Here is a 25,087-nt window from a genome sequence, read left to right as displayed (position 1 = left end):
CCGGCTGGGCACGTATCAGTACCTCGACATGCACATGGCCATCGGCTCCGCGCTGTCCATGTGGAACAACCAGCTCGCATGACGCCTCCGCCTAGGATCGAGAAGTGACCACAGCCGCCGTCGGCGCTCCCGGATCCGCCCGGCGCTATCTCCACTCCCTGTGGCTGCTTTCGGCCCGCGACCTCAAGGTCCGGTATGCGACCAGCGCGCTCGGCTACCTGTGGTCGGTGCTCGACCCGCTCGTCATGAGCGCGATCTACTGGTTCGTGTTCACGCAGATCTTCCAGCGCCAGGTCGGCTACCCGCCATACATCGTGTTCCTCATCACGGCGCTGCTGCCGTGGGTGTGGTTCAACACATCGGTCTCCGACTTCACGAAGGCCTTCCGCAAGGACGCGCGCCTGGTCCGCTCGACGGCGATCCCGCGGTCGATCTGGGTCAACCGCATCGTGCTCAGCAAGGGTGTCGAGTTCCTGTGCTCGTTCCCGGTCCTGGTGCTGTTCGTCGTGATCTCGCAGTTCACCGAGCAGCCCGCCCAGCTGAACTGGGGCCTGCTGCTGATCCCGGTGGCCATCCTGCTTCAGACCGTGCTGCTCGTGGGCCTCGGGCTGCTGGTGGCGCCGCTGTGCGTGATCTGGGGTGACTTGGAGCGCACCACCCGGCTGATCCTGCGTGCGCTGTTCTACGCGACGCCGATCATCTACGGCATCGAGGACCTTCCCGGCAACCTGGCGACGGTCGCGGCGTTCAATCCGCTCGCCGGCATCTTCGCGCTGTATCGCGTCGGCTTCTTCCCCGGCGAGTGGGATCCGTGGGTGGTGGGGGTGGGCGCCGTCATGTCGTTCCTCTTCCTCGGCGCCGGCATCCTCGTCTTCCGGCGCCTCGAGCGCCCCGTGCTGAAGGAGCTGTGATGGCGGCGGCAGACCCGGCGATCGAGGTCGAGGGACTCGGGGTGCGCTTCCGCCGGAACCGGCGGGGGCGGCGCAGCATCAAGGATCTGTTCGCGGACTCTTCGCGTCGATCCAAACCCGGTGAGTTCTGGGCGCTCCGCGACGTCAGCTTCGACGTCATGCCCGGAGAGTCCATCGGCGTGGTGGGCCGTAACGGGCAGGGCAAGTCCACGCTCCTCAAGCTCGTTGCCGGGGTCCTCCTGGCGGACGAGGGGCAGGTGTCGGTGAACGGCGGTGTCGCCCCCCTCATCGAGATCACGGGCGGCTTCGTCGGAGATCTCACGGTGCGCGAGAACGTGCGCCTGATCGCCGGGCTGCATGGCATGGCCAAGGCCGAGGTCGCCCGCCGCTTCGACGGGATCATCGAGTTCGCCGAGATCGCCGACGCCATCGAGACGCCCTACAAGCACCTCAGCAGCGGGATGAAGGTGCGCCTGGCGTTCTCGGTCGTGTCGCAGCTCGACGAACCGATCCTGCTCGTCGACGAAGTGCTCGCGGTGGGCGACAAGGCGTTCCGTGAGAAGTGCTACAACCGCATCGAGGAACTGCAGGCGGAGGGGCGCACGCTGTTCTTCGTGTCGCACAACGAGCGCGATCTCCGTCGCTTCTGCACGCGCGGCCTGTACCTCGACAAGCATCGCCTCGCGATGGACGCGCCGATCGACGAGGTGCTCGACCGCTACGACGCCGACTATCCGGTGGACTGAGCCCTACGCGCCGCGGCGCGGGTGGAACACCCTGCCCAGTGCCCGGCGCAGACTCGGGAACACCGAGTAGTGGTGCGCGTACTGGGCGATCAGCGCCTCGAGGTGCTTGGTCTGCTCCTCGATCCGCTGGGTCATGTGCGCCTCGATCTCGCGGGCGCGCATCCATGCCTCGTGGCGCGATTCCGCGTACAGCTCATCGGTGTACCGCGCGGTGTAGAGGAGCCCTCCGATGCCGTTGCGCTCGATGTAGTCGCGCAGCGCGCGGTCACGGAGCTCCCGGTCCGTCTGCCGGTGGAGGTCCAGGTCGCCGATGACGCTGTTGGCGAGGGCCCCGTCGTTCTGCGGGCGCTGTCGCCAGTACGCCAGGGTCTCGCCCTCGACGTAGCCGATCTCGCCGGCCACGGCCAGGCGCAGCATGAGGTCCCAGTCGCCCAGCACCGACAGCGAGCCGTCGAAGCCGCCGACCGCCTCGATCGCCGATCGCCGGAACAGGTAGCCGATCGGCGGGACATGGGCGGCGTGCACCAGGTCGAACAGCGAGATGCGGGCGAACGGCGGGCGGATGGGCGTCTGCGACAGGACTGTCACGCCGTCGTCGTCGACGCGCTCCTGGATGATGTCCGTCGTCACGGCCACCGCGACGTGCTCCGGGTGGGTGTCCAGCCACGCCACGGTCCTGGCGAGGAAGTCGGGCGCCCACGTGTCGTCGTCGTCGTGGATGGCGATGTACTCGCCCTGCGGGTCGGCGATGCCCAGCCCGATGATCGCGTCCCGCCCGATCGGGTGGTCGGTGTCGAGGATGAGGCACTCGTGCGGGAAGCGATCGGCTCGGGCGTCGACCACGGCGTCGAGCGCATCGCGGTCGCCGCGATGGTTGAGGATGATCATCTGCCAGTCCCGGTACGACTGCCCCAGGATGTCGTCCAGCGCGCGCGCGAGGAGCTGAGGGCGGTCATGGGTCCGTACGACGATGCGCACTCGTGGTGTTGAAGGGTGCGTGTCCAAGCTTCTTCCTCTCGGCGATGTCGTTGCACGGATGCAGCGTGTCAGATCCTGCGACGGCACCTGTCTCCATCCTCGTCGATGAAGCCCCGGTCTTGCGTACAGGCGAGCACGACGCCTGCCAGGTGACCCTGGCCCCATCCGGAAGGAACACTGCATCGAGTTGCAGGTTCCCCGTCGGATCCGATGGGATGCGTCGCTCCGATTACACTACATAACAGTGTTCTCATCGTCAGCCTCCGCCCCACCGCCGCCTCGAATCGCCGATACGGCGGATGTGGCATCAGACGCAGTGATCGGCGACGGCACCTCGGTGTGGCACCTCGCGCAGATCCGCGAGGGCGCACATCTGGGCCACGGATGCGTCGTCGGACGCGGCGCCTACATCGGCCCGGGTGTCGCCGTGGGCGACAACTGCAAGATCCAGAACTACGCCCTCGTCTACGAGCCGGCCTCGCTCGCGGACGGGGTGTTCATCGGACCGGCCGTGGTCCTGACCAACGACACGTACCCGCGTGCGGTGAATCCGGACGGCTCGCTCAAGAGCGCACACGACTGGGAGCCCGTCGGGGTGACGATCAAGCAGGGGGCGTCGATCGGCGCTCGTGCGACCTGCGTCGCGCCCGTCACCATCGGTGCGTGGGCGACTGTCGCCGCCGGCGCCGTGGTCGTCAAAGACGTGCCGGACCATGCGCTCGTCGTGGGCGTGCCGGCGCGTCGCGTCGGCTGGGTGGGGCATGCGGGCGTTCCGCTCGTCGAGGTCGGTGATGACCGCTGGCGGTGCCCCGCGACCGATCGCATGTACATCGAGGCCGACGGGCTACTTACAGAGGAGCAGCAGTGACCGAGTTCATCCCCGCGGCGAAACCGCTCATCGGTGACGAGGAGCGCGACGCCGTCGATCGGGTCCTCCGCAGCGGCATGGTCGCCCAGGGCCCGGAGGTCGCCGCTTTCGAGCAGGAGTTCTCGGCCCATTTCGTGGACGGCCGGCCCGTCGTCGCCGTCAACTCCGGCACGTCCGGGCTCCACCTCGGTCTGCTCGCGGCGGGGATCGGCGCCGGTGACGAGGTCATCGTGCCGTCGTTCACCTTCGCAGCGACGGCGAACTCGGTCGCTCTCACCGGTGCGACGCCGGTCTTCGCCGACATCGACCCCGTCACGTTCACGCTCGACCCGGCCGCGGTGGCCGCCGCGGTCACCGAGCGCACCAAGGGCATCATGCCGGTGCACCTCTATGGGCACCCCGCTCGGATGCACGAGCTCGCCGCGATCGCCGACGAGCGGGGACTGTCGCTCTTCGAAGACGCCGCACAGGCCCACGGCGCGGCCATCGACGGTCGCCCGGTCGGCACGTTCGGGACGTTCGGCATGTTCTCGCTCTACCCGACGAAGAACATGACGAGCGGTGAGGGCGGCATGATCTCGGCCGCGGACGAGGTCATCGCCCGCAACGCACGCCTCCTGCGCAACCAGGGCATGGAGCGTCAGTACGAGAACGAGGTCATCGGCTTCAACGCCCGCATGACCGACATCCACGCCGCCATCGGGCGCGTGCAGCTGACGAAGGTGGATGCCTGGACCGAGGCCCGCCGCCGCAACGCGGCATTCCTCGACGCGCACCTCTCGGGTGTCATCACGCCGTCGGTCGACGACGGTGCGCGTCACGTGTACCACCAGTACACGATCCGCGTCCGCGAGGACCGCGACGGCTTCGTGCGCGCCTTGAAGGACGAGTACGACATCGGCAGCGGCGTGTACTACCCCATTCCGAACCACCGCCTGCCGTCGCTGTCGCGGTTCGCGCCGGGCCTGGAGCTTCCGGTGACCGAGGTCGCCGCACGAGAGGTCGTGTCGCTGCCGGTCCACCCGTCGCTCTCGGACGGCGACCTCGAGCGCATCATCGCGGCCGTGAACGCTCTGGCCGGAGCGGGCGCCTGATGGCCGCGCTGCGCGCCGGCCTCCTCGGGCTGGGGATGATGGGGCGCCACCACGCGCGCATCCTGCGCGACGTCGAGGGCGTCGATCTGGTCGCGGTGGCCGATCCGGGCGGGGACCCGCATCGCGTGGCCACCAGCCTCGAGATCCTTCCCGACGTCGCCGCCCTGATCGACGCCGGGATCGATCTCGCCGTCGTCGCGATCCCGACCAGGTTCCATGCCGATGCGGCGTTCGCGCTCGCGGACGCGGGTGTGCACACGCTCGTCGAGAAGCCGATCGCCGATGACGCCGACACCGGACACCGCCTTGCGGCGGCGTTCGAGTCCCGTGGCCTGGTCGGTGCCGTCGGGCATGTGGAACGGTTCAACCCCGCGCTGCAGCAGCTGCGGTCGCGGCTGGCCGGCGGCGACGCCGGGGACGTCTACCAGATCGCCACCCGCCGTCAGAGCAGCTTCCCCGGCCGGATCGGCGACGTCGGGGTCGCGAAGGACCTCGCGACGCACGACATCGATCTCACGGCATGGGTCGCTCAGGCGACGTATGCCTCGGTGTCGGCTCAGACCGCGCACAAGAGCGGCCGTGACTTCGAAGACATGATCTCGATCACGGGTCGACTGCGCAACGGGATCATCGCCAACCACATCATCAACTGGCTGAGCCCGATGAAGGAGCGCGTCACCGTCGTGACCGGCGAACGCGGCACGTTCATCGCCGACACCGCCACCGGCGATCTGACGTTCTACTCGAACGGCACCGTCCCGCTGGAGTGGGAGTCGGTGTCGACGTTCCGGGGCGTCTCGGAAGGCGACGTGACGAGGTTCGCCTTCGCGAAGAAGGAGCCGCTGCGCGCTGAGCTGGAGGCCTTCCGCGACGCCGTACGGGGCGAGACCACCGAACTCTCGTCGATGGCTGCCGCCGCCCACACCCTCGAGGTGGTGGAGTCGGCCCTGCAGTCGGCGACCGCCGGCGGCGAGCTGGTCGCTACCGGTCGCGCGAGGGACTGACCTCGCGGGCGGAGGCTGCGTCGAAGGGCGAGTACGTCGGAGTCGACGGCGTGGCTTGGATGTCGAGCTGCAGCGCGCTGATGAGCATCTGCGAGCCGATCATCAGCGGGAGGGCGGCGAGCATCACCGTCGCGGCGGTCGCGATGACCGAGGCTGCGATCTGGAAGACCATCCAGATGCTCACGCCGATTCCGAAGAGGAACAGGAACAGGCCGAGGAAGAGCAGCAGGGCGATCGGCGAGAACGACCAGAGCACGTAGCGGTACCAGATGCGAGACCAGAAGCCGACGGTCAGCCGGTTGATGAGCTCGGGGATGACCTTGCGCAGCTTGATGCTCGACACCTCTTCGCCGTAGACGGCGGGGATCGGGACGTCGACCGCGGGCACCTGCAGGATGTTGAGGTGCGTCAGCAGGTCGTTCTCGAAGCTGTAGCGCTTGGCGATGCGGTCGAGGGGGAGTCGGCGGACGACCTCGGCGCGGACGGCGGTGTAGCCGTTCTGGGGGTCGAAGAGGTTCCAGTAGCCCGAGGTGAGCTTCGTCATGAACGACAGGACGATGTTCCCGAACACGCGGTGGCGGGGCATGCCGTCGAACGACTCGGGGGAGTAGAAGCGGTTCGCCTTGGCGAACCCGTACCCCTCGTCGGTCACCTTGTCCAGCAGGGGCGGAAGGTAATCGGGGTCCATCTGCGCGTCGCCGGCCATGATGACGTTGACGTCGCTGCCGAGATCGAGCGCGGCCCGGTGCCCGGTGATGATCGCACCGCCGACGCCCTGATTCACCTCGTGCCGGATGACGGTGACCCGGGGATCGCCGATCTTCGTCGCCGCGCCGCTCGTGTCGTCGGGACTGCAGTCATCGACGATCACGATGAAGTCGACGAAGTCCGGCATCGTCTCGATGACGCGCCCGATCATGCGTTCCTCGCGGAAAGCGGGGACGACCGCAGCGATGCGCGCTCCCTTGTACATCAGTCATTCACCTTCCGGGTGCCGAACACCCAGTATCGATATGCGAAGTAGTTCCAGACCGTCGTGGCCACGACGGCCGCGATCTTGCCCACGATCCACGGGAGGCCGATCGCGTCGCCGGCCCACACGATCGCCGTCGTGGCGACGGTGTTCACCGCCACGAGGATGGCGTACCGCAGCACGCTCGGCGCGATCCCGTCCGCCGCCCGGAACGCGACGGTGCGCTGCAGCGTGTAGGTGACCGCGAAGCTGAGCAGGAACGCGACGGGTGTGGCGATCGCCAGGGCGACGTGCAGCACGTCGTGCAGCAGCCACAGGACGCCGACGTCGAAGAGGAAGCTGAAGCCGCCGACCACGAGGTACCGCACGGCACTCGAGGACCACACGCGGGCGATCAGCGACGTATGGGGGGCCGAGGGCATGTCGTCGATTGTCCCATGGTCGTGCGCCGCACCACGCCGGCCGACGTCAGTCACGCGCGGCGCCGGTCGTCGCCGCCTCGAGCGGCGGCATCGGCTGCCACGACGCGTCCTTGGCGATCTTGCGACCGTCGCGGAGGCCCCGGAACAGGTTCGACGTCCCGCGCACGGTCCGCTCGACGAACACCAGGCGGATGAGCTCCTTGCCGAACGTGAGCGTGGTGCCCAGCGCGAACGGCACCGGCTTGTAGACGCCGAGCGAGCGGTAGTACTTCTTGATGTACGCCCGGTTGCGCATGATGTAGTAGCGGTACGCGTTGCTGGACGCGTTCATGTGGCGGATGCCCATGTCCCACTGCTTGATCTCGCGCGTGCGTCGCAGCACGAACTCGTCGACGACGACCGACGCCGTCTTGCGCGAGGCGAGCCAGCCGTACATCTGGTCGTCCCAGTAGATGAAGAACCGCGGGTCGGGCAGGCCGATCTGCTGCACGATGTCGCGATGGATGAACATGCCCTCGAAGCATCCGGAGTTCATCGCCTTATACCCTGACGCGTCGAACTCGGCCGGCGCGAACGGGATCGGGATGCCGAGCGGCTCGGCGACCCGGTACTGCCAGTAGAACGCGCTGCCGTCGTAGTCGTACCGGCGGCCCTGGATGCTCTTGAACCGGGGTGCCCACTTGCCCATCTTGGCGAGTCCGTCGGGGAGGACTTCGACGTCGTCGTCCATCAGCCAGATCCACTCGGAGCCGAGCTCGTAGGCGACCCGCATGCCCTCGCTGAAGCCGCCGGAGCCGCCGGTGTTGGTGTCCATGCGCCGGTAGACGACGTCGGCAGGGGCGACCACCTCGCGGAAGGACTCCACGACATCGCCGGTGTCATCCGTCGAGGCGTTGTCGATGATGACGACGCGACCCGGCTTGGGGTCCATCTCGCCGATGCTCGTCAGGAGCCGCGTGAGCAGGTTCGACCGGTTGTATGTGACGATGGCGATCGTCGCGGCCTGAGGGTCGAACGACGCGGCGGTCGGAACGTGGGTCACGAGCTGATCTCCGAAAAGAAGGGGCGAGGCGCCGAGACGTCGGGCCGCAGAGAAGCCTACCCTGCGGGACTCCGCTATCCCTGGGTGCGGGGGTCCTCGCGAGCGTGGGGAAGGCCCTGGGCGTCCGCAGCGGCGGGGCCGCCGGCATCCACTCCGCTGTCGAGGCGTTCGCGCCACGATCGCGACTGACCCGCCCGCACCGCGCACAGCACGAGCATGAGCCAGCCGAGCCCGGTGAGGGTGAAGCTCTCGAACATGGAGTCGACGAGCAGGGCCACGAGGACCAGCGGAGTCCAGGCGTAGACGACCGAGCGGCGTTCGCCGGCGACCAGCCACGAGCGGGCGAGCGCGAGGGCCCCGAGCGCGACGAACAGCACGAGCCCCACCCAGCCCAGCTGCAGCGCGACGTCGAAGAACGCGTTCAGGCCGGTCAGGTGCTGCTCGCCGAGCAGCGCGTTGATGGCGTTGAAGGGGAACTCGTGCTGGTCCCACGGGCCGAACCAGCCCCATCCCTGGACGGGGCGGAAGCGGACGATGTCGACCATCTTGTTCCACAGATCGACCCGCATCGAGAAGTCGGACCCTGCGCCGAGCAGGGCGATGATCGGATGCCGGGCCGCATAGCCGACGAACACGCCGATGACCACGAGCGCGCCGAGCGACAGCTGCAGCGCCGCGCGCCGCTCCGGGGGCGCGTGCCGGACGAGGGCCAGCGCACCGACGGCGAGGCCGACGGCGAGGGCGAGGACGACCACGGTGGGGGAGTCGGTGAGCACGGCGAGCCCGCCGCCGAGCACCACCGACGCGACGGACAGCCCGGGACGGACGGATTGCGTGCGGTACTCGATCAGGAACGTGATGAGTGCGATCACCGCGACGAAGCCGAGCAGGTTGCGGGTGCCGAAGATGCCCTGGATCGGCCCGAACTCGGAGATGTCGCCCTGCACGTCGAGGAACGTGAACGGGATGTCGAGCAGGATGCCCGACAGGATCTCGACGACGAGCGACACCGCCAGGAGCACCCGCAGCACGTCGCCGAGCGCCCGCACGGTCTGCAGCGTGTCGCGGACGTGCCCGATGACGACGGCGAGGAAGGCGATCCCCAGGAGGGACACCCAGCTCCAGAAGGACTTGCCCGAGTCGCTCGACCAGAAGATGCTCGCGAACGCCCAGCCGACGAACACGATCACGCTCGTCGGCACGAGCCGCAGCAGCGAGATCTCGCGGCGCCGCACGATCATCACGGCGATGCCGATGAGGCACAGTGATGCGACGATCGTGACGTACGTGACGTGCCCCGCGATGCGCTCGACGGCGAACGCCGAGAAGACTGCTCCGAAGACGGTGAGCGTGTACGCGCGGGCGAAGGATGCCGAGCCCAGCAGCGTGCTGAACCAGCCGGCCGCCTCGGGCGGCGTGTCGGTCACGCGCCGCGTCCTGCCTGCCGCGGCGAGGCAGGACCGCCGGACGCCGAGGACGCATCGCCGCCGGGGTCGGGCTCGACGCGGTCGCCGCGCTCGATCGCCGCGGTCTGCTCGGCGGGCCCGACGCCCACGTGGGGCGACTGCTTGATCTTGCCCGCGAACATCACCACGAACATCCAGCCCCACAGCAGCAGCGGACCGGATTCGGCGAGGCCCTGGACGAGGAGGATCGCGCCGACGAGGGTCGGCAGGAGCGTGACGGGGGAGTACGGGCGGTCGGCGCGCAGATCCCAGCGCGGCCGGTCGACGGCGAAGAACCACGACCGCCACACGAATGCGAAGTACACGAGGGCCAGCAGCACGACGCCGATGATGCCGAGCTGCATCGACACGTCGATCCACATGTTGTGGGCCTGCATCACGGCCTGGCCGTGGTCGGCCACGTGCACGTCGAAGGCCGGATCGCTCGTCATCCACGGGGTGGCGAAGCCCCAGCCCGTCCATGGCCGCTCGGCGGTGTGGGCGAGCACGGCTTCCCAGATGCGCTCGCGGCCGGTCAGGTCGGCGCTGCGCCCGAGCGCCGTGAGGACCGCGTCGCGCAGCAGCCACAGCGCGAGCGCGCCCCCGACGCCGATCACCGCATAGGCGATGTAGAACTTGGTGCGCGCCCCGGGCTTCTCTGCGCGTCGCATGAGCAGCACGGTGATCAGCACGACGACGACCGCGGCGGCGGCGAGGTACGCGGTGGCGGACGAGGCCCGCACGAACAGGTACGCCGAGAGCAGCATCCATCCCCACAGCAGCACGCGGCGGGGCGCGCCGGAGGCGAGGCGGATCGCGAACACCACGATGGCCAGCAGCGCGACCGGGCCGAGGAGGTTGGCGTTGCCCATGATGCCCTGCAGGCGGCCGCCGTCGAACAGGTTGTCGCGCGACCAGTACTCGATGGGATCGTCGGCGGAGCCGATGACGAACCCGGGGAGGATCGGCTTGCCGATGAAGATCGAGACCCACAGCTCGAAGAGGATCGACAGGGCGATGACCCACTTGAGGGCCGACGCGATCGCCCGCACCAGCTCGCGCCATGTCAGCACGCTGCCGATGAACAGCGCCTGGACCGTCGTGATGTACAGCAGCAGCAGCGTGATCGCCGTGGTCTGCGGCCACGCCGACCACAGCAGCGAGAGCGTCGCCCACGCCACGTACGCGACGACGAACCACGGGAGGCGGCGGTACTGCACCGGCGGGCGCAGCGTGATCCAGAGGATCACCGACAGCACGCCGCCGGCGATCGTCACGACGGCGGTCGCGAGCTCGCCGATCGCGTTGATCCACGCGGTGCCCGACAGCGCCATGAACAGCACGAGGATGCACCACCCGCGCAGCATGAGGTGGCCGGTCTTCTCACGGATCGGCGGGCTCGGCGGTGCCGCCGCCGGGTGCTTCGAGTAGACGGCCATCGCTCACAGGGTACCGTGGCGATCCTTGGAAACGCGGGTCGTCGCTAGGCTGACGGGATGCTCATCCCCCTGGCGAACGACCCGCGCGACTACGCATGGGGATCCACCACTCTGCTCGCGGCGCTGGAGGGGCGTGAGGCGCCCGGCCGACCCGAGGCCGAGGTGTGGTTCGGTGACCACCCCGGCGACCCGTCCGAGACGCCCGACGGACGCACCCTCGACGGCTGGATCGCGGCCGACGGGCCCGGCGCCGGCATCGAGGCGCCGCTGCCGTATCTGCTGAAGCTGCTGGCCGCGGCATCCGCCCTCTCGATCCAGGCCCACCCGTCCAAGTCGCAGGCCGAGGCGGGCTTCGCGCGCGAAGAGGCGGCCGGCATCCCGCGCGATGCGGCCGATCGCACGTACCGCGACGACAACCACAAGCCCGAGCTGATCGTCGCCCTGAGCGACGAGTTCCGCGCGGTCGCAGGGCTCCGCGAGCTCGACGCCACCCGCCGCCTGGTCGCGGGCCTGGGCACGGGTGCGGCGCCGCTCGCCCAGCGATTGGCCGAACCGGATGCCTCCCTCTCGGCCGTGATCGGCTGGCTGCTGTCGGATGGGGCCGACGCGGCACGCGACGTGATCGCCGCCGCCGTCGCGGGGGCATCGGACGAGTTCGCCGCTGAGCTCGACCTCGTCCGCACGCTGGATGCCGCGTTCCCCGGCGACCCCGGCATCGTGGTGGCCCTCCTCATGAATCTCGTGACCCTCCGCCGCGGCGAGGGGCTGTTCGTGCCCGCCGGCGTGCTGCACGCGTATCTGGAGGGTCTGGGCGTCGAGCTGATGGCGGCCAGCGACAACGTGCTGCGCGGCGGCCTGACCCCCAAGCACGTCGACGCGGCCGAGCTCGTCAGCGTGCTGGACCCCGAGCCCGGGCTGCCGCCGGTCATCCGCCCGCGCGACCTGGGCGACGGCGTCCGCGCCTACGACGTGCCGATCGCGGACTTCGCGCTGTTTGCCGTGACGCCGGGCGAGGCGGCCGCGACCGTCGCGCTGGACGGTCCCGCGATCGCGTTGGCCACCTCGGGCGCCCCGGAGGTGACGGGGGCGGCATCCCTCGCCCACGCCGTGCTCGCACCCGGGGGAGCCGTCCTCGTGACCCCCGACGAGGGGACGGTGCGTGTCGCCGGCAGCGGCGAGGTGTTCCTCGCGCAGCCGGGTCGCTGACCGGCTGCGCAGCGGCCGGCGGTCAGGACTGTTATCACAGTGCGACACGCCGTCGGCGCGTCGTGAAGGTTCAAGACTTCCTTGAGGCTTTAGTATCTGCGACTTGACCTCGGTGAACTACACGGGTGTAATTACACCTACACACGCACCAGCGTGGAGCAGGATCACGGGGGTGAGAACGACATGACGGTTTCGCAATTCCGTTCCGGCGTTCCCGACGACTGGTTCGTCGATCCGGTTCAACTGGGGGTTCCGGGGGTTCGCCGCAACATCGATGCGGAAGAGGACAACCCACTCGCCTGGCAGACCGACGCATTGTGTTCGCAGACCGACCCGGAGGCGTTCTTCCCTGAGAAGGGCGGCTCCACGCGAGATGCCAAGCGCATCTGCGGGTCGTGCGACGTACGGGGCGAATGCCTCGAATACGCGTTGCAGAACGACGAGCGCTTCGGCATCTGGGGCGGCCTGAGCGAGCGCGAGCGCCGCAAGCTCAAGCGCCGCGCGAGCTGAACGATGCCGGTCGGCCGGTCTCATCCGGTCGCACCGGCGCGTTCGGCGCCTCCGGCGCGTTCAACAGAGGTCGCGGACACGCACGCCTAGGCTGACCAGGACATGCCCGCTCGAGTTCACGCCCTCCTCGTCGTGCGTCCCGATGGTCGCACGCCGGCCGCGTTCCACCTGCGGCGCACGCTCGCGGCGCTGGACGAACAAGTCCGTCCGGTCGATGCGCTGACTGTGGTCCTGTGCGGCGGCGACGCCCATCTTCACGAGATCGTCGAGGCGTCTTCTGCGACGTCGGTCGTGACGGCGCCGGCATCGACCTCGTACGCGGCCGCGACCGCGCTGGCGGTCGAGCAGGCCTCGTCCGGCGAGACCGACGGCTCGAAGTCAGACGCCTGGTGGCTGCTCGCGCAGGACACCGCCCCCGAACCCGACGCGCTCGCACAGCTGGTCGGCGCGCTCGAGCTCTCGCCGTCGGTCGCGTTCGTCGCGCCGAAGCTGGTGCGGTGGGACGACAGGGTCGAGATCGTGTCGCTCGGCGTGTCGATGACGCGCTTCGGCCGTGCCGTCGGCCTGGCCGACGGCGAACTGGATCAAGGACAGCACGACGCCCATGAGGACGTGCTCGGCGCCGATGTGCGCGGCATCCTCATCCGCTCGTCGGCGTGGAGCGCGCTCGGAGGACTCGACGCCGGACTCGCCGGCGCCGACGAAGGCCTGGACTTGGGCGTGCGAGCCCGGCTCGCCGGCGCCCGGGTCTCGCTCGTCGCGGGCGCCCGCGTCGCGGTCGCGGGGGACGGCGTGGCCGGGCTGCCGCTGCCGCTCACCCCGCAGCGTCGCCGTCGTGCCGTCTACGCCGAGCGCGTCGGGCAGCTGCATCGCCGGCTCGTCTACGCACCGGCGCCCACGGTGGCGCTGCACTGGCTGACGGTGCTGCCGCTCGCGCTGTGGCGCACGATCGTGGATCTCGTGCGCAAGCAGCCCGGGCGCATCCCCTCGGAGTGGGCGGCGGCCGCCGTCGCGTTCGTCGGCATCGCACCCGTCTGGCGTGGGCGCCGCAGACTGACGCGCACGCGCGCCGAGGTGGGCGCCGATCGGGGGTCGTGGGCGCAGGTCGCGCCGCTGCGCACGACGCGCACCGAGCTGCGGGAGCGGCTCGACGACGATCCGGAGGTGGCGCTGGGAGGAGTGCGCCGCAGCGAGCTGCGCTTCTTCTCGGGCGGCGGCGCGTGGCTCGTGCTCGCCGCCATCGTCGTGTCGGTCGCGGCCTTCCCCGCGCTGCTCGCCTGGCCGGTCCTCGGCGGCGGTGCGCTGCAGCCGCTCGCCACGACCGTCGGCCAGCTGTGGAACGACGCCGCCTACGGGCAGCGCGTGCTCGGCCTCGACACGATCGGACCCGCCGATCCGTTCTCGGCCGTCGTGGCCATCCTCGGGTCGCTGTGGCCGTGGGCGCCGTCGCGGGCCCTCGTGCTGCTGTGGATCGCCGCCGTGCCGCTCGCGGCGCTCGGCGGCTGGTTCGCCGCGACGCGCGTCACCGAGCGGTCGAGCCTGAGGATGCTCGGCGGCGCTGTGTGGGCGCTCTCGCCGACCCTGCTCGTGGCCCTCACGCAGGGCCGCCCGACGGGCGTCATCGTGCACCTGCTCCTGCCATGGCTGTTCTTCGCCGGCTCGGTCGCGCACCGGTCCTGGGCGGGCGCCGGCGCCGCCTCGATCCTGCTGGCGAGCGTGCTCGCGACCGCGCCGTCGCTCGCGCCCGCACTCGTCGTGGTGTGGATCGGGATGATCGTGCTCGCGGTCGTGATCCGCGCGGGCCGCGGCGTGACCCGCCTCATCTGGCTCGTCGTGCCGTCCATCGTCTTCGCCGCCCCCCTGGCGTGGAACGCGATCTCGGATGCACGTGCGTGGGGACTCCTCGCCGATCCCGGTGTCCCGTGGGCCGGTCCGCAGGTCGCCGCCGACGCCGCGGGACGCGCGCTGCTGGCCGCCGGCATCCCCACGTCCGACCTTGCCGGCTGGACGACTCTGCTGCCCGACGGGCCGACCTGGTGGGTGCCCCTGCTGAGCGTCCCGCTCGCCCTGCTCGCGCTCATCGCACCGCTCACGCAGCGCTGGGCCGCCGGCACCGCGCTGCTCGTGGTGACCGCGCTCGGGCTCGGCACCGCCTTCGCCGCGGTGGGCGTCGCGGTCTCGTTCGCGCAGGCGACCGCGGTCGCGGTGTGGCCGGGCGCGGGTCTCAGCCTCGCCTGGCTCGGCGCCCTCGGCGGCGCGCTGGTGTCGCTCGATGCGGGCCTCGCCCCGCGCGTGGCGTTCGTGCGCACGATCGCCGCCGCCCTGGTCCTCGCGGGCGCCGTGACGCTCGCGATCCCCGCGCTGACCGCGTTCACGCGAGGGACCGCGACGATCGCGAACGGACCGGCGAGCACCCTGCCCGCATTCGTCGCGGCCGAGGGCCGTGAAGACCTCGACGTCGGGACGATCGTGCTGACGCCGCAGCCCGACGAGGGCGTCGCCGCCCAGATCGTGTGGGGTGGCAGCGAGACGATCGGCGGTCAGACGACCCTGCTGTCCACCCGCACGCAGACCTCGCCGCAGGACGAGGCGGCCGCCGCGCTGGCCGCCGACCTGGTCACCCCGTCGGCGGACGACATCGTCGCCGAGCTCGCCCGCCACGGTGTCAGCTTCATCCTGCTCGCGCCGTCGACGGCGCCGGAGTCCGACGCGGCCCGCACGACGCGACTGTCGGCGACCACGGCGCTCAGCCAGCGCGACACGCTCGTCATCGTCGGCGACACCGCGAAGGGCGAGCTGTGGCGGGTGGTCGACGACGCGGCGGACCGGCCCGCCGAGAGCGCGTCAGTGACGGCGACCGCCCGCTGGATCGGGTTCGCGCAGCTCGCGACGTTCGGCGTCGCCCTGCTGCTCGCGGTGCCCACCGCCGCCACCCGGCGGGCGGCCCGACGTACGCCCCGCATCGTGGGGCCGCACTGGCAGGAGGGCCGATGAGCGATCGCCGCGTGTTCCGCTGGGCGACGACGAGCGCCCGTCTGCTGATCGGCACAGCCGTGTCGGTGGGCGCCGTGATCGCGGTCGTCACGGCCGTGAGCGTGCCTTGGCCCACGATCACTCACGAGCCCGTCCGGATCACCGCCACCCCGGCGCCCGCGGCGTCGATCATCACGTGCGACGGCGGACTGCTCTCGATCGGGCGCAATTCCGAGGATGCCTCGTCCCTCGCGCTCGCGGCCCGCCAGACCGTCGTCACCGGAGTGCCCGAGGGGGCCCCGGCCCCCGAGGAGCAGGAGCTGCGCAACCAGAACGTCGGCACCGGCCCGGCGAGCTACACCTCGCCGCCGCAGGACGGCCAGGCGGTCGACCTGGCGGCCACGGGCTGGTCCACCGCGCGGTCCGACGACCTCGCCGGCTTCGCCGCGTCGGCGTGCCGTCCGCCGCTGCTGGAGTCGTGGCTCGTGGGCGGATCGGGCGCCACCGGCGCCGCCGACCTGGTGGTGCTGTCGAACCCCGGTACCGTCGCCGCGACAGTGCAGCTGACGGTGTACGGCGTGGGCGGCCCGCAGACGCCTCCGGGCGGCGCCGACCTCGTCGTCGCCCCGGGCACGCAGCAGGTGGTGCCCCTCGCCGGCATCGCGCTCGGCGAAGAGACCCCGGTCGTGCGGGTATCGGCGGTCGGCGCCCCTGTGCGCGCATCGCTGCAGGCCAGCATCACCCGTACGCTCACGCCCGGCGGCGTCGATCAGGTCGGCCCCGCGGCCGCGCCCGAGGCGCTGCAGGTCATCGCCGGGGTCGCCGTCACGCGCGCTCCGGCCCAGGACGGCTCCGCCGGCGCCACGATGCTCAGGATGCTGTCGCCCTCGGTCGCGACGACCGCCGAGGTCACCGTGACCGCCGCCGGGCGCACCGAGCCCGCACGTGCCACGCAGGAGGTCACGCTCGCGGCCGGTCAGCCGCTGGAGCTGGAGCTGGACGGCCTCGCCGCCGGCTCGTACACCGTGACCGTCGACGCGCAGACGCCGGTGCTGGCCGCCGTGTGGCAGACCACCGGCTTCGGCGAGGGCGACGACTTCGCCTGGTACTCGCCGTCGCCCGAGGTGGAGGCATCCACTCTGTTCGTCACGCCCGGCGGACCCGTGCCGACCCTCACGCTCGTCAACACCGGCACCAAGCCCGCAGCGGTGAGCGTGGCGGCGCGCGACGGCGACTTCCAGGTCGATCTCGAAGTGCCCGTCGGAGGGTCGACGACGGTACGGCTCTCGCCGCGCACCGTCTATGTGATCGATCCGACGGATCCGGTGCGGGCGGGGCTGTCGCTCACCGGCGACGGCGCGCTGGCCGGCATCCCGATCTGGCCCGCCGACGTCGACGCGCACGAGATCGTCGTCTACCCGTAGGGGAGGGTGCGACCGCGGTGGTCTCGACTCGCTTCGCTCGCTCCACCTCGACCCGCGACACTCGTCGCATCGCGTCAGAAGTACCGGAAGCGCTCCGGACCGAGGTCCCACGGGTCGCGGTCGAGATACTCCGCCGCGGCACGGAACACGGAGCCCTCGACGAGCATGCGGTGGTGCAGCTCGTCGTCGCGGTGCAGGTGGCTGAGCCGCTCGATCGGCAGCCGGTACAGGATGATGCGCCGCTCGTCGCGGAGCACCGTCCAGCGCGGGATGCCGTCCTCGTCGGTCGCGGCCGGCATATCGGCCACCTCGAACCGCACGTCGCGCAGCTCGGACCACGCCGAGCGCAGGAACTCCGCCGCCGTGCCGACCGAAAGGTCGAAGCGGTCGACCCGCGTGTCGAGCGGGGGGAGCGGCGGACGGACGACCGAGCTGCGGCCTTCACGACCGTGCCGGCCGTGTCGCGCGGGTCGCACCGCCGCGCGTTCGCTGGTCCGGGTCCGACGCCACGCCATGCCTCCATCCTAGGTCCGTGGCCGCGGTGCGTCCTCGCCGTGGCCACGGTGCGTCCTCGCCAACGAGCGGGGGAGTGGGAGAGAAGGGCGTGGGCGCTGGTCGACGGCGCGGCGACGGCGGCATGTCGCCGGTTCGCGGTACCGTCACGGTGATGCGTGCGAGAGTCTGCTCCAAGGTCGGCTGTGCCCGTGAGGCCGTGTCGACGCTGACGTACGACTACGCCGACCAGATGGCCGCGATCGGCCCGCTCGGCGCGGCGGGCGATCCGCATGCGCACGATCTCTGCGCGATGCACACCGAGCGCCTGTCGGTGCCTCGCGGCTGGGTGGTCGTGCGCCACGAGACGCTGCAGACCTGACGCCGCGGCGGCCGGACGACACCGCGATCCCGGCCGTGGAACAATGGGCGGATGCCGACACACACCGCCGTCGCCACGCCCGTCGAGGCCACCGCCTCCGCCTTCGAGTACGAGGTCGCCGACCTGTCGCTCGCCGACGCCGGCCGCCACCAGCTGCGGCTCGCCGAGAACGAGATGCCCGGCCTCATGGCCCTGCGCGACGAGTTCGGCGCCTCGCAGCCGCTCAAGGGCGCCCGCATCGCCGGCTCGCTGCACATGACCGTGCAGACGGCCGTGCTGATCGAGACCCTCGTCGCTCTCGGCGCGCAGGTGCGCTGGGCCAGCTGCAACATCTTCTCGACGCAGGACGAAGCGGCCGCCGCCGTCGTCGTCGGCCCGACGGGCACCGTCGACGCCCCCGCCGGCGTGCCGGTCTTCGCGTGGAAGGGCGAGACGCTGGAGGAGTACTGGCGCCTGGCGGACCGCATCTTCGACTGGGCAGCCGAAGGCTTCGACGGCCCGAACATGATCCTCGACGACGGTGGTGACGCGACTCTGCTCGTCCACAAGGGCGTGGAGTTCGAGAAGACCGGCGCGGTCCCCGACGCCGCTCCCGGCGACAACGCCGAGTACCGGATCATCCTCGACATCCTGCGCGCGAGCCTCGCCCGCGACCCGCAGCGCTTCACCCGCATGGCGGCGGGCCTCCTCGGGGTGACCGAGGAGACTACGACCGGCGTGCACCGCCTGTACGAGCTGGCCGCCGCCGGCGAGCTGCTCTTCCCGGCGATCAATGTCAACGACTCGGTCACCAAGTCCAAGTTCGACAACAAGTACGGCATCCGCCACTCGCTGCCCGACGGCATCAACCGCGCGACCGACGTCCTGATGGGCGGCAAGGTCGCGTTCGTGTGCGGCTACGGGGACGTGGGCAAGGGTGCCGCGGAGGCCCTGCGCGGCCAGGGCGCCCGCGTCATCGTCAGCGAGGTCGACCCGATCTGCGCGCTGCAGGCGGCGATGGACGGCTACCAGGTCGCCCGTCTCGCGGATGTCGCCGGCCAGGTCGACATCGTCATCACGGGCACCGGCAACAAGGACGTCGTGACCGTCGACGATCTCCTGAAGCTCAAGCACCTCGCGATCGTCGGCAACGTCGGCCACTTCGACAACGAGATCGACATGGCCGCCCTCGAGGCGCTCGAGGGCGTCGAGAAGATCGAGATCAAGCCGCAGGTGCACGAGTGGCGTCTGCCGACCGGGCGCAGCGTGCTCGTCCTCAGCGAAGGCCGCCTGCTGAACCTCGGGAACGCCACCGGCCACCCGTCGTTCGTCATGAGCGCGTCGTTCACCAACCAGGTGCTCGCCCAGATCGAGCTCTTCGCCAAGCGCGACGAGTACCCGACCGCCGTCTACGTGCTGCCCAAGCACCTCGACGAGAAGGTCGCCCGCCTGCATCTCGACGCGCTCGGCGTGCAGCTGACGACGCTGTCGGACGAGCAGGCCGCCTACATCGGCGTCCCGGTCGACGGCCCCTACAAGCTGGACCACTACCGATACTGAGCCGGCGGCGCGTCAGCGCTCCGGAAAGCCGCGGGGCGGCGCCGACAACGGTGCCGCCAGCGCGTCGACGCGCGCGGTCTCGAGGCGCAGCGCCCGCAGTTCGCGCTCGCGCCGCAGCGCGACGACGCCGATGAGGAACGTCTCGGGGTCGGCGGCGGGCACCGGCGACACGTCCTCGGCCGCTTCGCGGGCGAGGGATGCCGCGGCCCGGGCGCGTGCGCCGGGCTCCATGCTCGTCGCCGATCGGGCGAACTGCGCGAGGCGCCGGGCGAGCGGCTCGGGCAGTCGCGCAACGTCCGCGACGGCGGCCCATTCTGCGAGGGCCGGCGGGATGCCGAGCCCGGGATCGGGCAGCCGCGGCGTGCGCGTGCGCTCGGAGTAGGTGCCGGCGAGCAGGTCGCCCAGGCGCTGCGACCGCGGCGTGAACGCGCCGACGAGCGCCGCGACGGCGCCGAGGGTGAACCACAGCTCGAAGACGCCGGTCAGTGCGCGGATGAAGGCGTGGCGGAACCCCGCCGCGCCGCCGTCCGTACGGACGATCCGCGCCCCCACGGCGAGGCGGCCGAGGCTGCGACCGTGGCTGGCCGTCTCGACGACGGTCGGGATCACGACCATGACCACCACGAGCATGACGATCGTGAGGATCGGCACGACGTTGCCGTCCAGCGCGCCGGTGCTGACCAGCCAGCCCGCCCCGAGCGCGAACAGCGCCAGCACGACGACCCCGAGCAGCATGTCGATGATCACGCCGAGCGCGCGCAGGAAGAAGCCGACCGGCTGCACATCCAGCGCGACAGCCTCGCCGGTGAGGACCTCGTCCTGATGGATGTCGACGAGCGCGGGTCGGCCTTCGGGCATGGCTACAGTAAAGCGCATGGACCTCGACGCCCTCACGGCCGCCCGCCGCGAGGAGTGGGCGCGTCTGGACGAGCTGAGCCGCACGCGCCACCTGTCGGGCGCCGAGGTCGACGAGCTCGTGATCCGCTACCGTGCGGCATCCGCGGATCTCGCCGAGGCGAAGACGTCGGCGGGACGCAGCGTGCAGAGCGACCACATCTCGACCATGCTCGCCCGCGCACGGCTGCGCCTGACCGGCGCCCCCGAGAACGTGATGCGGCAGATCCCGCGGTTCTTCGTGCTGCAGCTGCCGGCGGCGCTGTATCGCGTGCGCTGGACGACTCTCGCGATCGCCGTCGGCTTCGTGATCGTCGTGGCGACGGTCGCGCTGTGGGTGTCGGGCGACCCGGCGCTCGTGGCGAGCCTCGGCAGCCGGGCGCAGCTGCAGGAGTACGCCGAGAACAGCTTCACCGACTACTACAGCGAGAACCCCGCCGCCGTGTTCGCCGGAACGGTGTGGACCAACAACGCGTGGATCGCCGCGCAGTGCGTGCTCTTCGGCATCACCGGCGTGTGGCCGCTCATGGTGCTGGTGCAGAACGCGGTGGGGGTCGGCATGGCCGCGGCCGTGATGACGGCCTTCGACCGCGGCGACGTGTTCGTGCTGTTCATCCTTCCGCACGGTCTGCTCGAGCTCACGAGCATCTTCGTCGCGGCGGCGGCGGGGCTGCAGATCTTCTGGGCCTGGGTCGCGCCCGGCCCGCGCACCCGCGGCGCCGCGCTCGCCGCGGCCGGGCGCTCGCTCGCGACCGTCGCGATCGGCCTCGTGATCGCGCTCGGCGTCTCAGGGCTGATCGAGGGGTTCGTCACACGGCAGGCCTGGCCGTGGCCGGCGAAGATCGGCATCGGCGCCGCCGCTCTCGCGCTGTTCCTCGTGTACATGCTGGTCGTCGGGCGCCGTGCCGCCAGGCTCGGCGAGACGGGCGATCTGACCGAGTTCGAGACGGGGACCCCCACGCTCGTCTCGGGCTGAGCGGACCGCCGCGCCCGCCGTCTGCCACCGCATATCACTGTTTTGAATGACTCAAAACAAGGCTAGGCTGAGGGCATGACCTCGCCCGCCACCGTCGCCGCGCACGCGGCGGCGCCGCATCCGGCCGACGCCGCGACGCGGTTGCGTGAGGCGGGGCTCCGCGTCACCGACCCTCGCCGCGCCGTCGTCGACGCGCTCGGCGAGCGGCCCCACGCGAGCGCCGACGAGCTGTTCGAGATCGTGGCGCGCAGCCTTCCCGGCACCAGTCTGCAGTCGGTGTACAACGCCCTCGGCGACTTCGTCGACGCCGGCCTGGCACGGCGCATCGAGCCCGCCGGCAGGCCCGGGCTGTTCGAACTGCGCGTCGACGACAACCACCACCACCTCATCTGCCGCTCCTGCGGCGCCGTGGCCGACGTCGACTGCGTCGTGGGGCACGCGCCCTGCCTCACGCCGTCCGACTCGCACGGCTTCGCCGTCGACACCGCCGAGGTCACCTTCTGGGGACTGTGCGGCGACTGCGCGGCATCCGGATCCACAAGCGAACCCGCTCAACAGGAAGGAAGAGCATGACCGACATCGATGGTGCCGTTCCCCCCATCGGGGAGCAGACCGACGAGATCGACCAGACGATCACCGTCACCGACACCGAAGAGGCGCGCGCCGAGGAGGCTGCGGGCTGCCCCGTCATCCACGCTCAGCCGCACCCGACGAACGGGTCGGCGAACTCCGTGTGGTGGCCGAACCAGCTCAACGTCAAGATCCTCGCGAAGAACTCCGAGCTGCGTGACCCGCTCGACGTGGGCTTCGACTACAAGGCCGCCTTCGAGGCGCTCGACCTGGCCGCGGTCAAGGCCGACATCGCCGAGACGCTCACGACGTCGCAGGACTGGTGGCCGGCCGACTTCGGGCACTATGGCCCGCTCATCGTCCGCATGGCGTGGCACAGCGCCGGCACGTACCGCGTGACCGACGGCCGCGGCGGCGGCGGCGCCGGCCAGCAGCGGTTCGCACCGCTGAACAGCTGGCCCGACAACGTCGGCCTCGACAAGGCCCGCCGCGTGCTGTGGCCGGTCAAGAAGAAGTACGGCCAGTCGCTCTCGTGGGCCGACCTCATGATCCTCGCCGGCAACGTCGCGCTCGAGACGATGGGCTTCGAGACGTTCGGCTTCGCCGGCGGACGCAAGGACGTGTGGGAGCCGGACGACGACGTGTACTGGGGCCCCGAGACCACGTGGCTCGGCGACCAGCGCTACACCGGCGACCGCGACCTCGAGCGTCCGCTCGCGGCCGTGCAGATGGGCCTCATCTACGTCAACCCGGAGGGTCCGAACGGCCACCCCGACCCGCTCGCCTCGGCGCGCGACGTCCGCGAGACGTTCGGCCGCATGGCGATGAACGACGAGGAGACCGTCGCGCTCATCGCCGGTGGTCACACCTTCGGCAAGACGCACGGCGCCGCGCCGGACTCGAACCTCGAAGACAACCCCGAGGCCGCCGGGCTCGAGATGCAGGGCCTCGGCTGGAAGAACAACTTCGGCTCGGGCAAGGGCGACGACCAGATCACCTCGGGTCTCGAGGTCACGTGGACGTACCACCCCACGCGCTGGGACAACGAGTTCTTCCACATCCTGTACGCCTACGAGTGGGAGCTCTTCCAGAGCCCCGCCGGCGCCAACCAGTGGCGTCCGAAGAACGGTGCCGGCGCCGACATGGTCCCGCTCGCGCACTCGGGCGGCCGTCGCGAGCCCCGCATGCTCACGAGCGACATCGCGCTGCGCGAGGACCCGGAGTATGGCAAGATCTCCAGCCGCTTCCGCGACGACCCCGAGGCCTTCGCCGACGCGTTCGCGCGTGCGTGGTTCAAGCTGACGCACCGTGACATGGGTCCGATCGAGCGCTACCTCGGCCCCGAGGTCCCCGCCGAGGAGCTCATCTGGCAGGACCGCGTGCCCGCGGTCGACCACGAGCTGATCGACGGCGCCGACGCGACCGCGCTCAAGGCGCAGATCCTCGACTCGGGTTTGACCGTGAGCGAGCTGGTGTCGACGACGTGGGCGGCGGCATCGTCGTTCCGCGGCAGCGACAAGCGCGGCGGAGCCAACGGCGCCCGTCTGCGTCTCGCGCCGCAGAAGGACTGGGAGGTCAACAACCCCGCTCAGGTCGCGAAGGTCATCGGCGTGCTCGAGGGCATCAAGGCCTCGTTCGACGAGGGCCGCACCGACGGCAAGAAGGTGTCGGTCGCCGACCTCATCGTGCTCGCGGGCAACGCGGGCGTCGAGAAGGCGGCGAAGGATGCCGGTGTCGAGGCCGTGGTGACGTTCCACCCGGGCCGCACCGACGCCACGCAGGAGCAGACCGACGTCGAGTCGTTCGCCTACCTGGAGCCTGCCGCCGACGGCTTCCGCAACTACCAGGGCCCGCTCGCCATGGCGAGCGGTCTGCCGGCGGAGCACCTCCTGCTCGACAAGGCCAACCTGCTGACGCTGACCGCTCCGCAGACGACCGTCCTCGTGGGCGGACTGCGGGTGCTGGGCGCCAACTGGGACGGCTCGCAGTACGGCGTGTTCACCGATCGCCCGGGCGTGCTCACGAACGACTTCTTCGTGAACCTGCTCGACCTCGGCACGACCTGGAAGTCGCTCGACCCGGGCGCGCACGCGTTCGCGGGCACGAAGGACGGCTCGGGCGAGAAGCTCGGCGTGGGCACCCGCGTCGACCTGCTGTTCGGCTCGAACTCCGAGCTGCGCGCGATCGCCGAGGTGTACGCCTCGGACGACGCCCACGAGAAGTTCGTGCGCGACTTCGTCGCCGCGTGGGGCAAGGTCACCGAGCTCGACCGCTTCGACCTGGTCTGACATGGATGCCGGCGGCCCTGGCCGCCGGCATCCACAACGAGGAACGGCCCGTCCCCGAGACCGGGGGCGGGCCGTTCCTCGTAGCCGGCGTTACTTGACGCGCGCCTCGGCGTGCGTGGCGGGCAGCGAGCCCTTGGGCTCGAACAGCGCGCGGTGCAGCAGCCCCGCGAGCAGACCGCCGACGATCGGGAACACGATGAACACCCACAGCTGCGAGAGCGGGGCGGGTCCGCCGTAGATCGCCGCCGCGATGGAGCGGGCGGGGTTGACCGACGCGTTGTCGATCGGGATCAGGACCAGGTGGATGAGCGTCAGCGTGAGGCCGATCGCGAGCGGTGCGAGCGCCGCGGTGCCGCGCGTGGCGTGCGTGACACCCAGGATCACGAGGACGAAGAACGCCGTCAGCACGATCTCGGCGACGATCGCCGCGCCGAGGCCGAAGCCGCCCGGCGAGCCGAAGTCGCCGTCGCCGTATCCGTTGGACGCGAAGCCGCCGTCCTGTGCGTTGGCGAGCCAGTTGTCGACGCCGAACAGGCCGATGAGCACGATCACTGTCGTCGCCAGCGCGCCGCCGACGATCTGCGCGATGATGTAGCCGATCGTGTCCTTCCAGGCGAAGCGGCCGGCGGCGGCGAGGCCGAGGGTGATCGCGGGGTTGAAATGGCCGCCCGAGATCGGGCCCCACGCGTAGGCGCCGACGACGACCGTGAGGCCGAACGCGAGTGCCACGCCGACGAAGCCGACTCCCAGGGGGTTGCCTTCCGACCCCGCAGGGAAGGTGGCCGCGAACAGCGCGGTGCCGACGCCGCCGAAGACGAGCAGAAACGTTCCCAGGGCCTCGGCGACCAGACGGGTCCCGGTGCTCGGCTGGGTGGTGGTATCCGACATGGCGGACTCCTTTCCTCGTTCGC

23 protein-coding genes are annotated in these 25,087 nt (G+C 70.8%); 14 read left to right on the top strand and 9 right to left on the bottom strand.

Going from position 1 to position 25,087, the window contains the following annotated elements:
• The first annotated feature begins 104 nt into the window (after window positions 1-104).
• Window positions 105-911, top strand: coding sequence for an ABC transporter permease (locus ABEA46_RS18960; RefSeq protein WP_345546795.1), 807 nt, complete (start codon window positions 105-107; stop codon window positions 909-911).
• Entirely contained in the window at window positions 911-1,657 is a 747-nt protein-coding gene (locus tag ABEA46_RS18955) for an ABC transporter ATP-binding protein (RefSeq protein ID WP_345546793.1), read from the top strand. The genes ABEA46_RS18960 and ABEA46_RS18955 overlap by 1 nt, the downstream gene beginning before the upstream one ends.
• Before the next feature lie 3 nt (window positions 1,658-1,660).
• Here the strand turns inward: ABEA46_RS18955 and ABEA46_RS18950 are convergent, their stop codons facing one another.
• On the bottom strand, window positions 1,661-2,635 hold the full coding sequence (locus ABEA46_RS18950) for a glycosyltransferase family 2 protein (protein WP_345546791.1): 975 nt from the start codon (window positions 2,633-2,635) through the stop codon (window positions 1,661-1,663).
• Between the two features lie 301 nt (window positions 2,636-2,936).
• On the opposite strand from ABEA46_RS18950, the gene ABEA46_RS18945 reads away from it, so the two are divergent.
• From ABEA46_RS18945 to ABEA46_RS18935, 3 genes are read left to right on the top strand one after another with little or no spacing between them, the layout of a single operon-like run.
• Window positions 2,937-3,503: an acyltransferase gene (locus tag ABEA46_RS18945; RefSeq protein WP_345546790.1), complete on the top strand. Its 567-nt coding sequence runs from the start codon at window positions 2,937-2,939 to the stop codon at window positions 3,501-3,503.
• Window positions 3,500-4,597, top strand: a complete 1,098-nt coding sequence (locus tag ABEA46_RS18940) for a DegT/DnrJ/EryC1/StrS family aminotransferase (protein WP_345546788.1) — start codon at window positions 3,500-3,502, stop codon at window positions 4,595-4,597. Before ABEA46_RS18945 ends, ABEA46_RS18940 begins: the two co-directional genes overlap by 4 nt.
• Window positions 4,597-5,601: a Gfo/Idh/MocA family oxidoreductase gene (locus ABEA46_RS18935; RefSeq protein ID WP_345546786.1), complete on the top strand. Its 1,005-nt coding sequence runs from the start codon at window positions 4,597-4,599 to the stop codon at window positions 5,599-5,601. The genes ABEA46_RS18940 and ABEA46_RS18935 overlap by 1 nt, the downstream gene beginning before the upstream one ends.
• On the opposite strand, the gene ABEA46_RS18930 is transcribed toward ABEA46_RS18935, so the two are convergent.
• From ABEA46_RS18930 to ABEA46_RS18910, 5 genes are all read right to left on the bottom strand, one after another.
• Window positions 5,579-6,574 carry a glycosyltransferase family 2 protein gene (locus ABEA46_RS18930; protein WP_345546784.1) on the bottom strand — a complete coding sequence of 332 codons (996 nt, stop codon included), beginning with the start codon at window positions 6,572-6,574 and terminating at the stop codon, window positions 5,579-5,581. The two genes, ABEA46_RS18935 and ABEA46_RS18930, sit on opposite strands and share 23 nt — an antisense overlap.
• On the bottom strand, window positions 6,574-6,996 hold the full coding sequence (locus ABEA46_RS18925; RefSeq protein WP_345546782.1) for a GtrA family protein: 423 nt from the start codon (window positions 6,994-6,996) through the stop codon (window positions 6,574-6,576). The genes ABEA46_RS18930 and ABEA46_RS18925 overlap by 1 nt, the downstream gene beginning before the upstream one ends.
• A gap of 46 nt (window positions 6,997-7,042) precedes the next feature.
• The gene (locus ABEA46_RS18920; RefSeq protein ID WP_345546780.1) at window positions 7,043-8,038 is read right to left on the bottom strand and encodes a glycosyltransferase family 2 protein; all 996 of its coding nucleotides are present in this window, start codon (window positions 8,036-8,038) and stop codon (window positions 7,043-7,045) included.
• Window positions 8,039-8,112: 74 nt separating this feature from the next.
• A complete protein-coding gene (locus ABEA46_RS18915) occupies window positions 8,113-9,465 on the bottom strand; it encodes an O-antigen ligase family protein (protein ID WP_345546778.1) in 1,353 nt (450 codons plus the stop codon).
• Entirely contained in the window at window positions 9,462-10,922 is a 1,461-nt protein-coding gene (locus tag ABEA46_RS18910) for an O-antigen ligase family protein (RefSeq protein ID WP_345546776.1), read from the bottom strand. The genes ABEA46_RS18915 and ABEA46_RS18910 overlap by 4 nt, the downstream gene beginning before the upstream one ends.
• Window positions 10,923-10,979: 57 nt before the next feature.
• Between ABEA46_RS18910 and manA the strand changes: the two genes are divergently transcribed.
• The 4 genes from manA to ABEA46_RS18890 all read left to right on the top strand — a co-directional run bounded on the left by manA (window position 10,980) and on the right by ABEA46_RS18890 (window position 17,035).
• The gene (gene manA / locus ABEA46_RS18905; protein WP_345546774.1) at window positions 10,980-12,128 is read left to right on the top strand and encodes a mannose-6-phosphate isomerase, class I; all 1,149 of its coding nucleotides are present in this window, start codon (window positions 10,980-10,982) and stop codon (window positions 12,126-12,128) included.
• Window positions 12,129-12,311: 183 nt separating this feature from the next.
• Window positions 12,312-12,638, top strand: a complete 327-nt coding sequence (locus ABEA46_RS18900; protein WP_191171690.1) for a WhiB family transcriptional regulator — start codon at window positions 12,312-12,314, stop codon at window positions 12,636-12,638.
• Between the two features lie 102 nt (window positions 12,639-12,740).
• Entirely contained in the window at window positions 12,741-15,632 is a 2,892-nt protein-coding gene (locus tag ABEA46_RS18895) for a glycosyltransferase (protein ID WP_345546772.1), read from the top strand.
• The gene (locus tag ABEA46_RS18890; RefSeq protein WP_345546770.1) at window positions 15,629-17,035 is read left to right on the top strand and encodes a DUF5719 family protein; all 1,407 of its coding nucleotides are present in this window, start codon (window positions 15,629-15,631) and stop codon (window positions 17,033-17,035) included. The genes ABEA46_RS18895 and ABEA46_RS18890 overlap by 4 nt, the downstream gene beginning before the upstream one ends.
• Window positions 17,036-17,109: 74 nt before the next feature.
• Here the strand turns inward: ABEA46_RS18890 and ABEA46_RS18885 are convergent, their stop codons facing one another.
• Window positions 17,110-17,550, bottom strand: a complete 441-nt coding sequence (locus ABEA46_RS18885; RefSeq protein WP_345546767.1) for a metallopeptidase family protein — start codon at window positions 17,548-17,550, stop codon at window positions 17,110-17,112.
• Between the two features lie 152 nt (window positions 17,551-17,702).
• Between ABEA46_RS18885 and ABEA46_RS18880 the strand changes: the two genes are divergently transcribed.
• Entirely contained in the window at window positions 17,703-17,909 is a 207-nt protein-coding gene (locus ABEA46_RS18880) for a DUF3499 family protein (RefSeq protein WP_345546765.1), read from the top strand.
• Between the two features lie 51 nt (window positions 17,910-17,960).
• Window positions 17,961-19,448, top strand: coding sequence for an adenosylhomocysteinase (gene ahcY, locus ABEA46_RS18875; RefSeq protein ID WP_345546763.1), 1,488 nt, complete (start codon window positions 17,961-17,963; stop codon window positions 19,446-19,448).
• 12 nt (window positions 19,449-19,460) lie between these two features.
• On the opposite strand, the gene ABEA46_RS18870 is transcribed toward ahcY, so the two are convergent.
• Window positions 19,461-20,306 (bottom strand): RDD family protein, encoded by an 846-nt coding sequence (locus tag ABEA46_RS18870; protein WP_345546761.1) that lies wholly within the window; start codon window positions 20,304-20,306, stop codon window positions 19,461-19,463.
• A 16-nt stretch (window positions 20,307-20,322) separates the two neighbouring features.
• Between ABEA46_RS18870 and ABEA46_RS18865 the strand changes: the two genes are divergently transcribed.
• From ABEA46_RS18865 to katG, 3 genes are all read left to right on the top strand, one after another.
• Entirely contained in the window at window positions 20,323-21,318 is a 996-nt protein-coding gene (locus tag ABEA46_RS18865; protein WP_345546759.1) for a stage II sporulation protein M, read from the top strand.
• 75 nt (window positions 21,319-21,393) lie between these two features.
• The gene (locus tag ABEA46_RS18860) at window positions 21,394-21,891 is read left to right on the top strand and encodes a Fur family transcriptional regulator (protein ID WP_345546758.1); all 498 of its coding nucleotides are present in this window, start codon (window positions 21,394-21,396) and stop codon (window positions 21,889-21,891) included.
• Complete coding sequence (katG, locus tag ABEA46_RS18855) at window positions 21,888-24,176, top strand: catalase/peroxidase HPI (protein ID WP_345546757.1); 2,289 nt, start codon at window positions 21,888-21,890, stop codon at window positions 24,174-24,176. The genes ABEA46_RS18860 and katG overlap by 4 nt, the downstream gene beginning before the upstream one ends.
• Before the next feature lie 90 nt (window positions 24,177-24,266).
• On the opposite strand, the gene aqpZ is transcribed toward katG, so the two are convergent.
• Complete coding sequence (aqpZ, locus tag ABEA46_RS18850) at window positions 24,267-25,064, bottom strand: aquaporin Z (RefSeq protein ID WP_345546756.1); 798 nt, start codon at window positions 25,062-25,064, stop codon at window positions 24,267-24,269.
• Window positions 25,065-25,087 lie beyond the last annotated feature (23 nt).

This window comes from Microbacterium jejuense (assembly GCF_039544225.1).
Lineage (GTDB): Bacteria > Actinomycetota > Actinomycetes > Actinomycetales > Microbacteriaceae > Microbacterium > Microbacterium jejuense.
This window is presented reverse-complemented; position numbering and strand designations above follow the sequence as displayed.

What these genes read in the sequence shown, in the direction of transcription:
- ABEA46_RS18955 (WP_345546793.1), top strand. Translation starts at nt 911, where the DNA reads ATGGCGGCGGCAGACCCGGCGATCGAGGTCGAGGGACTCGGGGTGCGC.
- ABEA46_RS18935 (WP_345546786.1), top strand. Translation starts at nt 4,597, where the DNA reads ATGGCCGCGCTGCGCGCCGGCCTCCTCGGGCTGGGGATGATGGGGCGC.
- ABEA46_RS18930 (WP_345546784.1), bottom strand. Translation starts at nt 6,574, where the DNA reads ATGTACAAGGGAGCGCGCATCGCTGCGGTCGTCCCCGCTTTCCGCGAG.
- ABEA46_RS18925 (WP_345546782.1), bottom strand. Translation starts at nt 6,996, where the DNA reads ATGCCCTCGGCCCCCCATACGTCGCTGATCGCCCGCGTGTGGTCCTCG.
- ABEA46_RS18910 (WP_345546776.1), bottom strand. Translation starts at nt 10,922, where the DNA reads ATGGCCGTCTACTCGAAGCACCCGGCGGCGGCACCGCCGAGCCCGCCG.
- manA (WP_345546774.1), top strand. Translation starts at nt 10,980, where the DNA reads ATGCTCATCCCCCTGGCGAACGACCCGCGCGACTACGCATGGGGATCC.
- ABEA46_RS18900 (WP_191171690.1), top strand. Translation starts at nt 12,312, where the DNA reads ATGACGGTTTCGCAATTCCGTTCCGGCGTTCCCGACGACTGGTTCGTC.
- ABEA46_RS18895 (WP_345546772.1), top strand. Translation starts at nt 12,741, where the DNA reads ATGCCCGCTCGAGTTCACGCCCTCCTCGTCGTGCGTCCCGATGGTCGC.
- ABEA46_RS18890 (WP_345546770.1), top strand. Translation starts at nt 15,629, where the DNA reads ATGAGCGATCGCCGCGTGTTCCGCTGGGCGACGACGAGCGCCCGTCTG.
- ABEA46_RS18885 (WP_345546767.1), bottom strand. Translation starts at nt 17,550, where the DNA reads ATGGCGTGGCGTCGGACCCGGACCAGCGAACGCGCGGCGGTGCGACCC.
- ABEA46_RS18880 (WP_345546765.1), top strand. Translation starts at nt 17,703, where the DNA reads ATGCGTGCGAGAGTCTGCTCCAAGGTCGGCTGTGCCCGTGAGGCCGTG.
- ahcY (WP_345546763.1), top strand. Translation starts at nt 17,961, where the DNA reads ATGCCGACACACACCGCCGTCGCCACGCCCGTCGAGGCCACCGCCTCC.
- ABEA46_RS18870 (WP_345546761.1), bottom strand. Translation starts at nt 20,306, where the DNA reads ATGCCCGAAGGCCGACCCGCGCTCGTCGACATCCATCAGGACGAGGTC.
- ABEA46_RS18865 (WP_345546759.1), top strand. Translation starts at nt 20,323, where the DNA reads ATGGACCTCGACGCCCTCACGGCCGCCCGCCGCGAGGAGTGGGCGCGT.
- ABEA46_RS18860 (WP_345546758.1), top strand. Translation starts at nt 21,394, where the DNA reads ATGACCTCGCCCGCCACCGTCGCCGCGCACGCGGCGGCGCCGCATCCG.
- katG (WP_345546757.1), top strand. Translation starts at nt 21,888, where the DNA reads ATGACCGACATCGATGGTGCCGTTCCCCCCATCGGGGAGCAGACCGAC.
- aqpZ (WP_345546756.1), bottom strand. Translation starts at nt 25,064, where the DNA reads ATGTCGGATACCACCACCCAGCCGAGCACCGGGACCCGTCTGGTCGCC.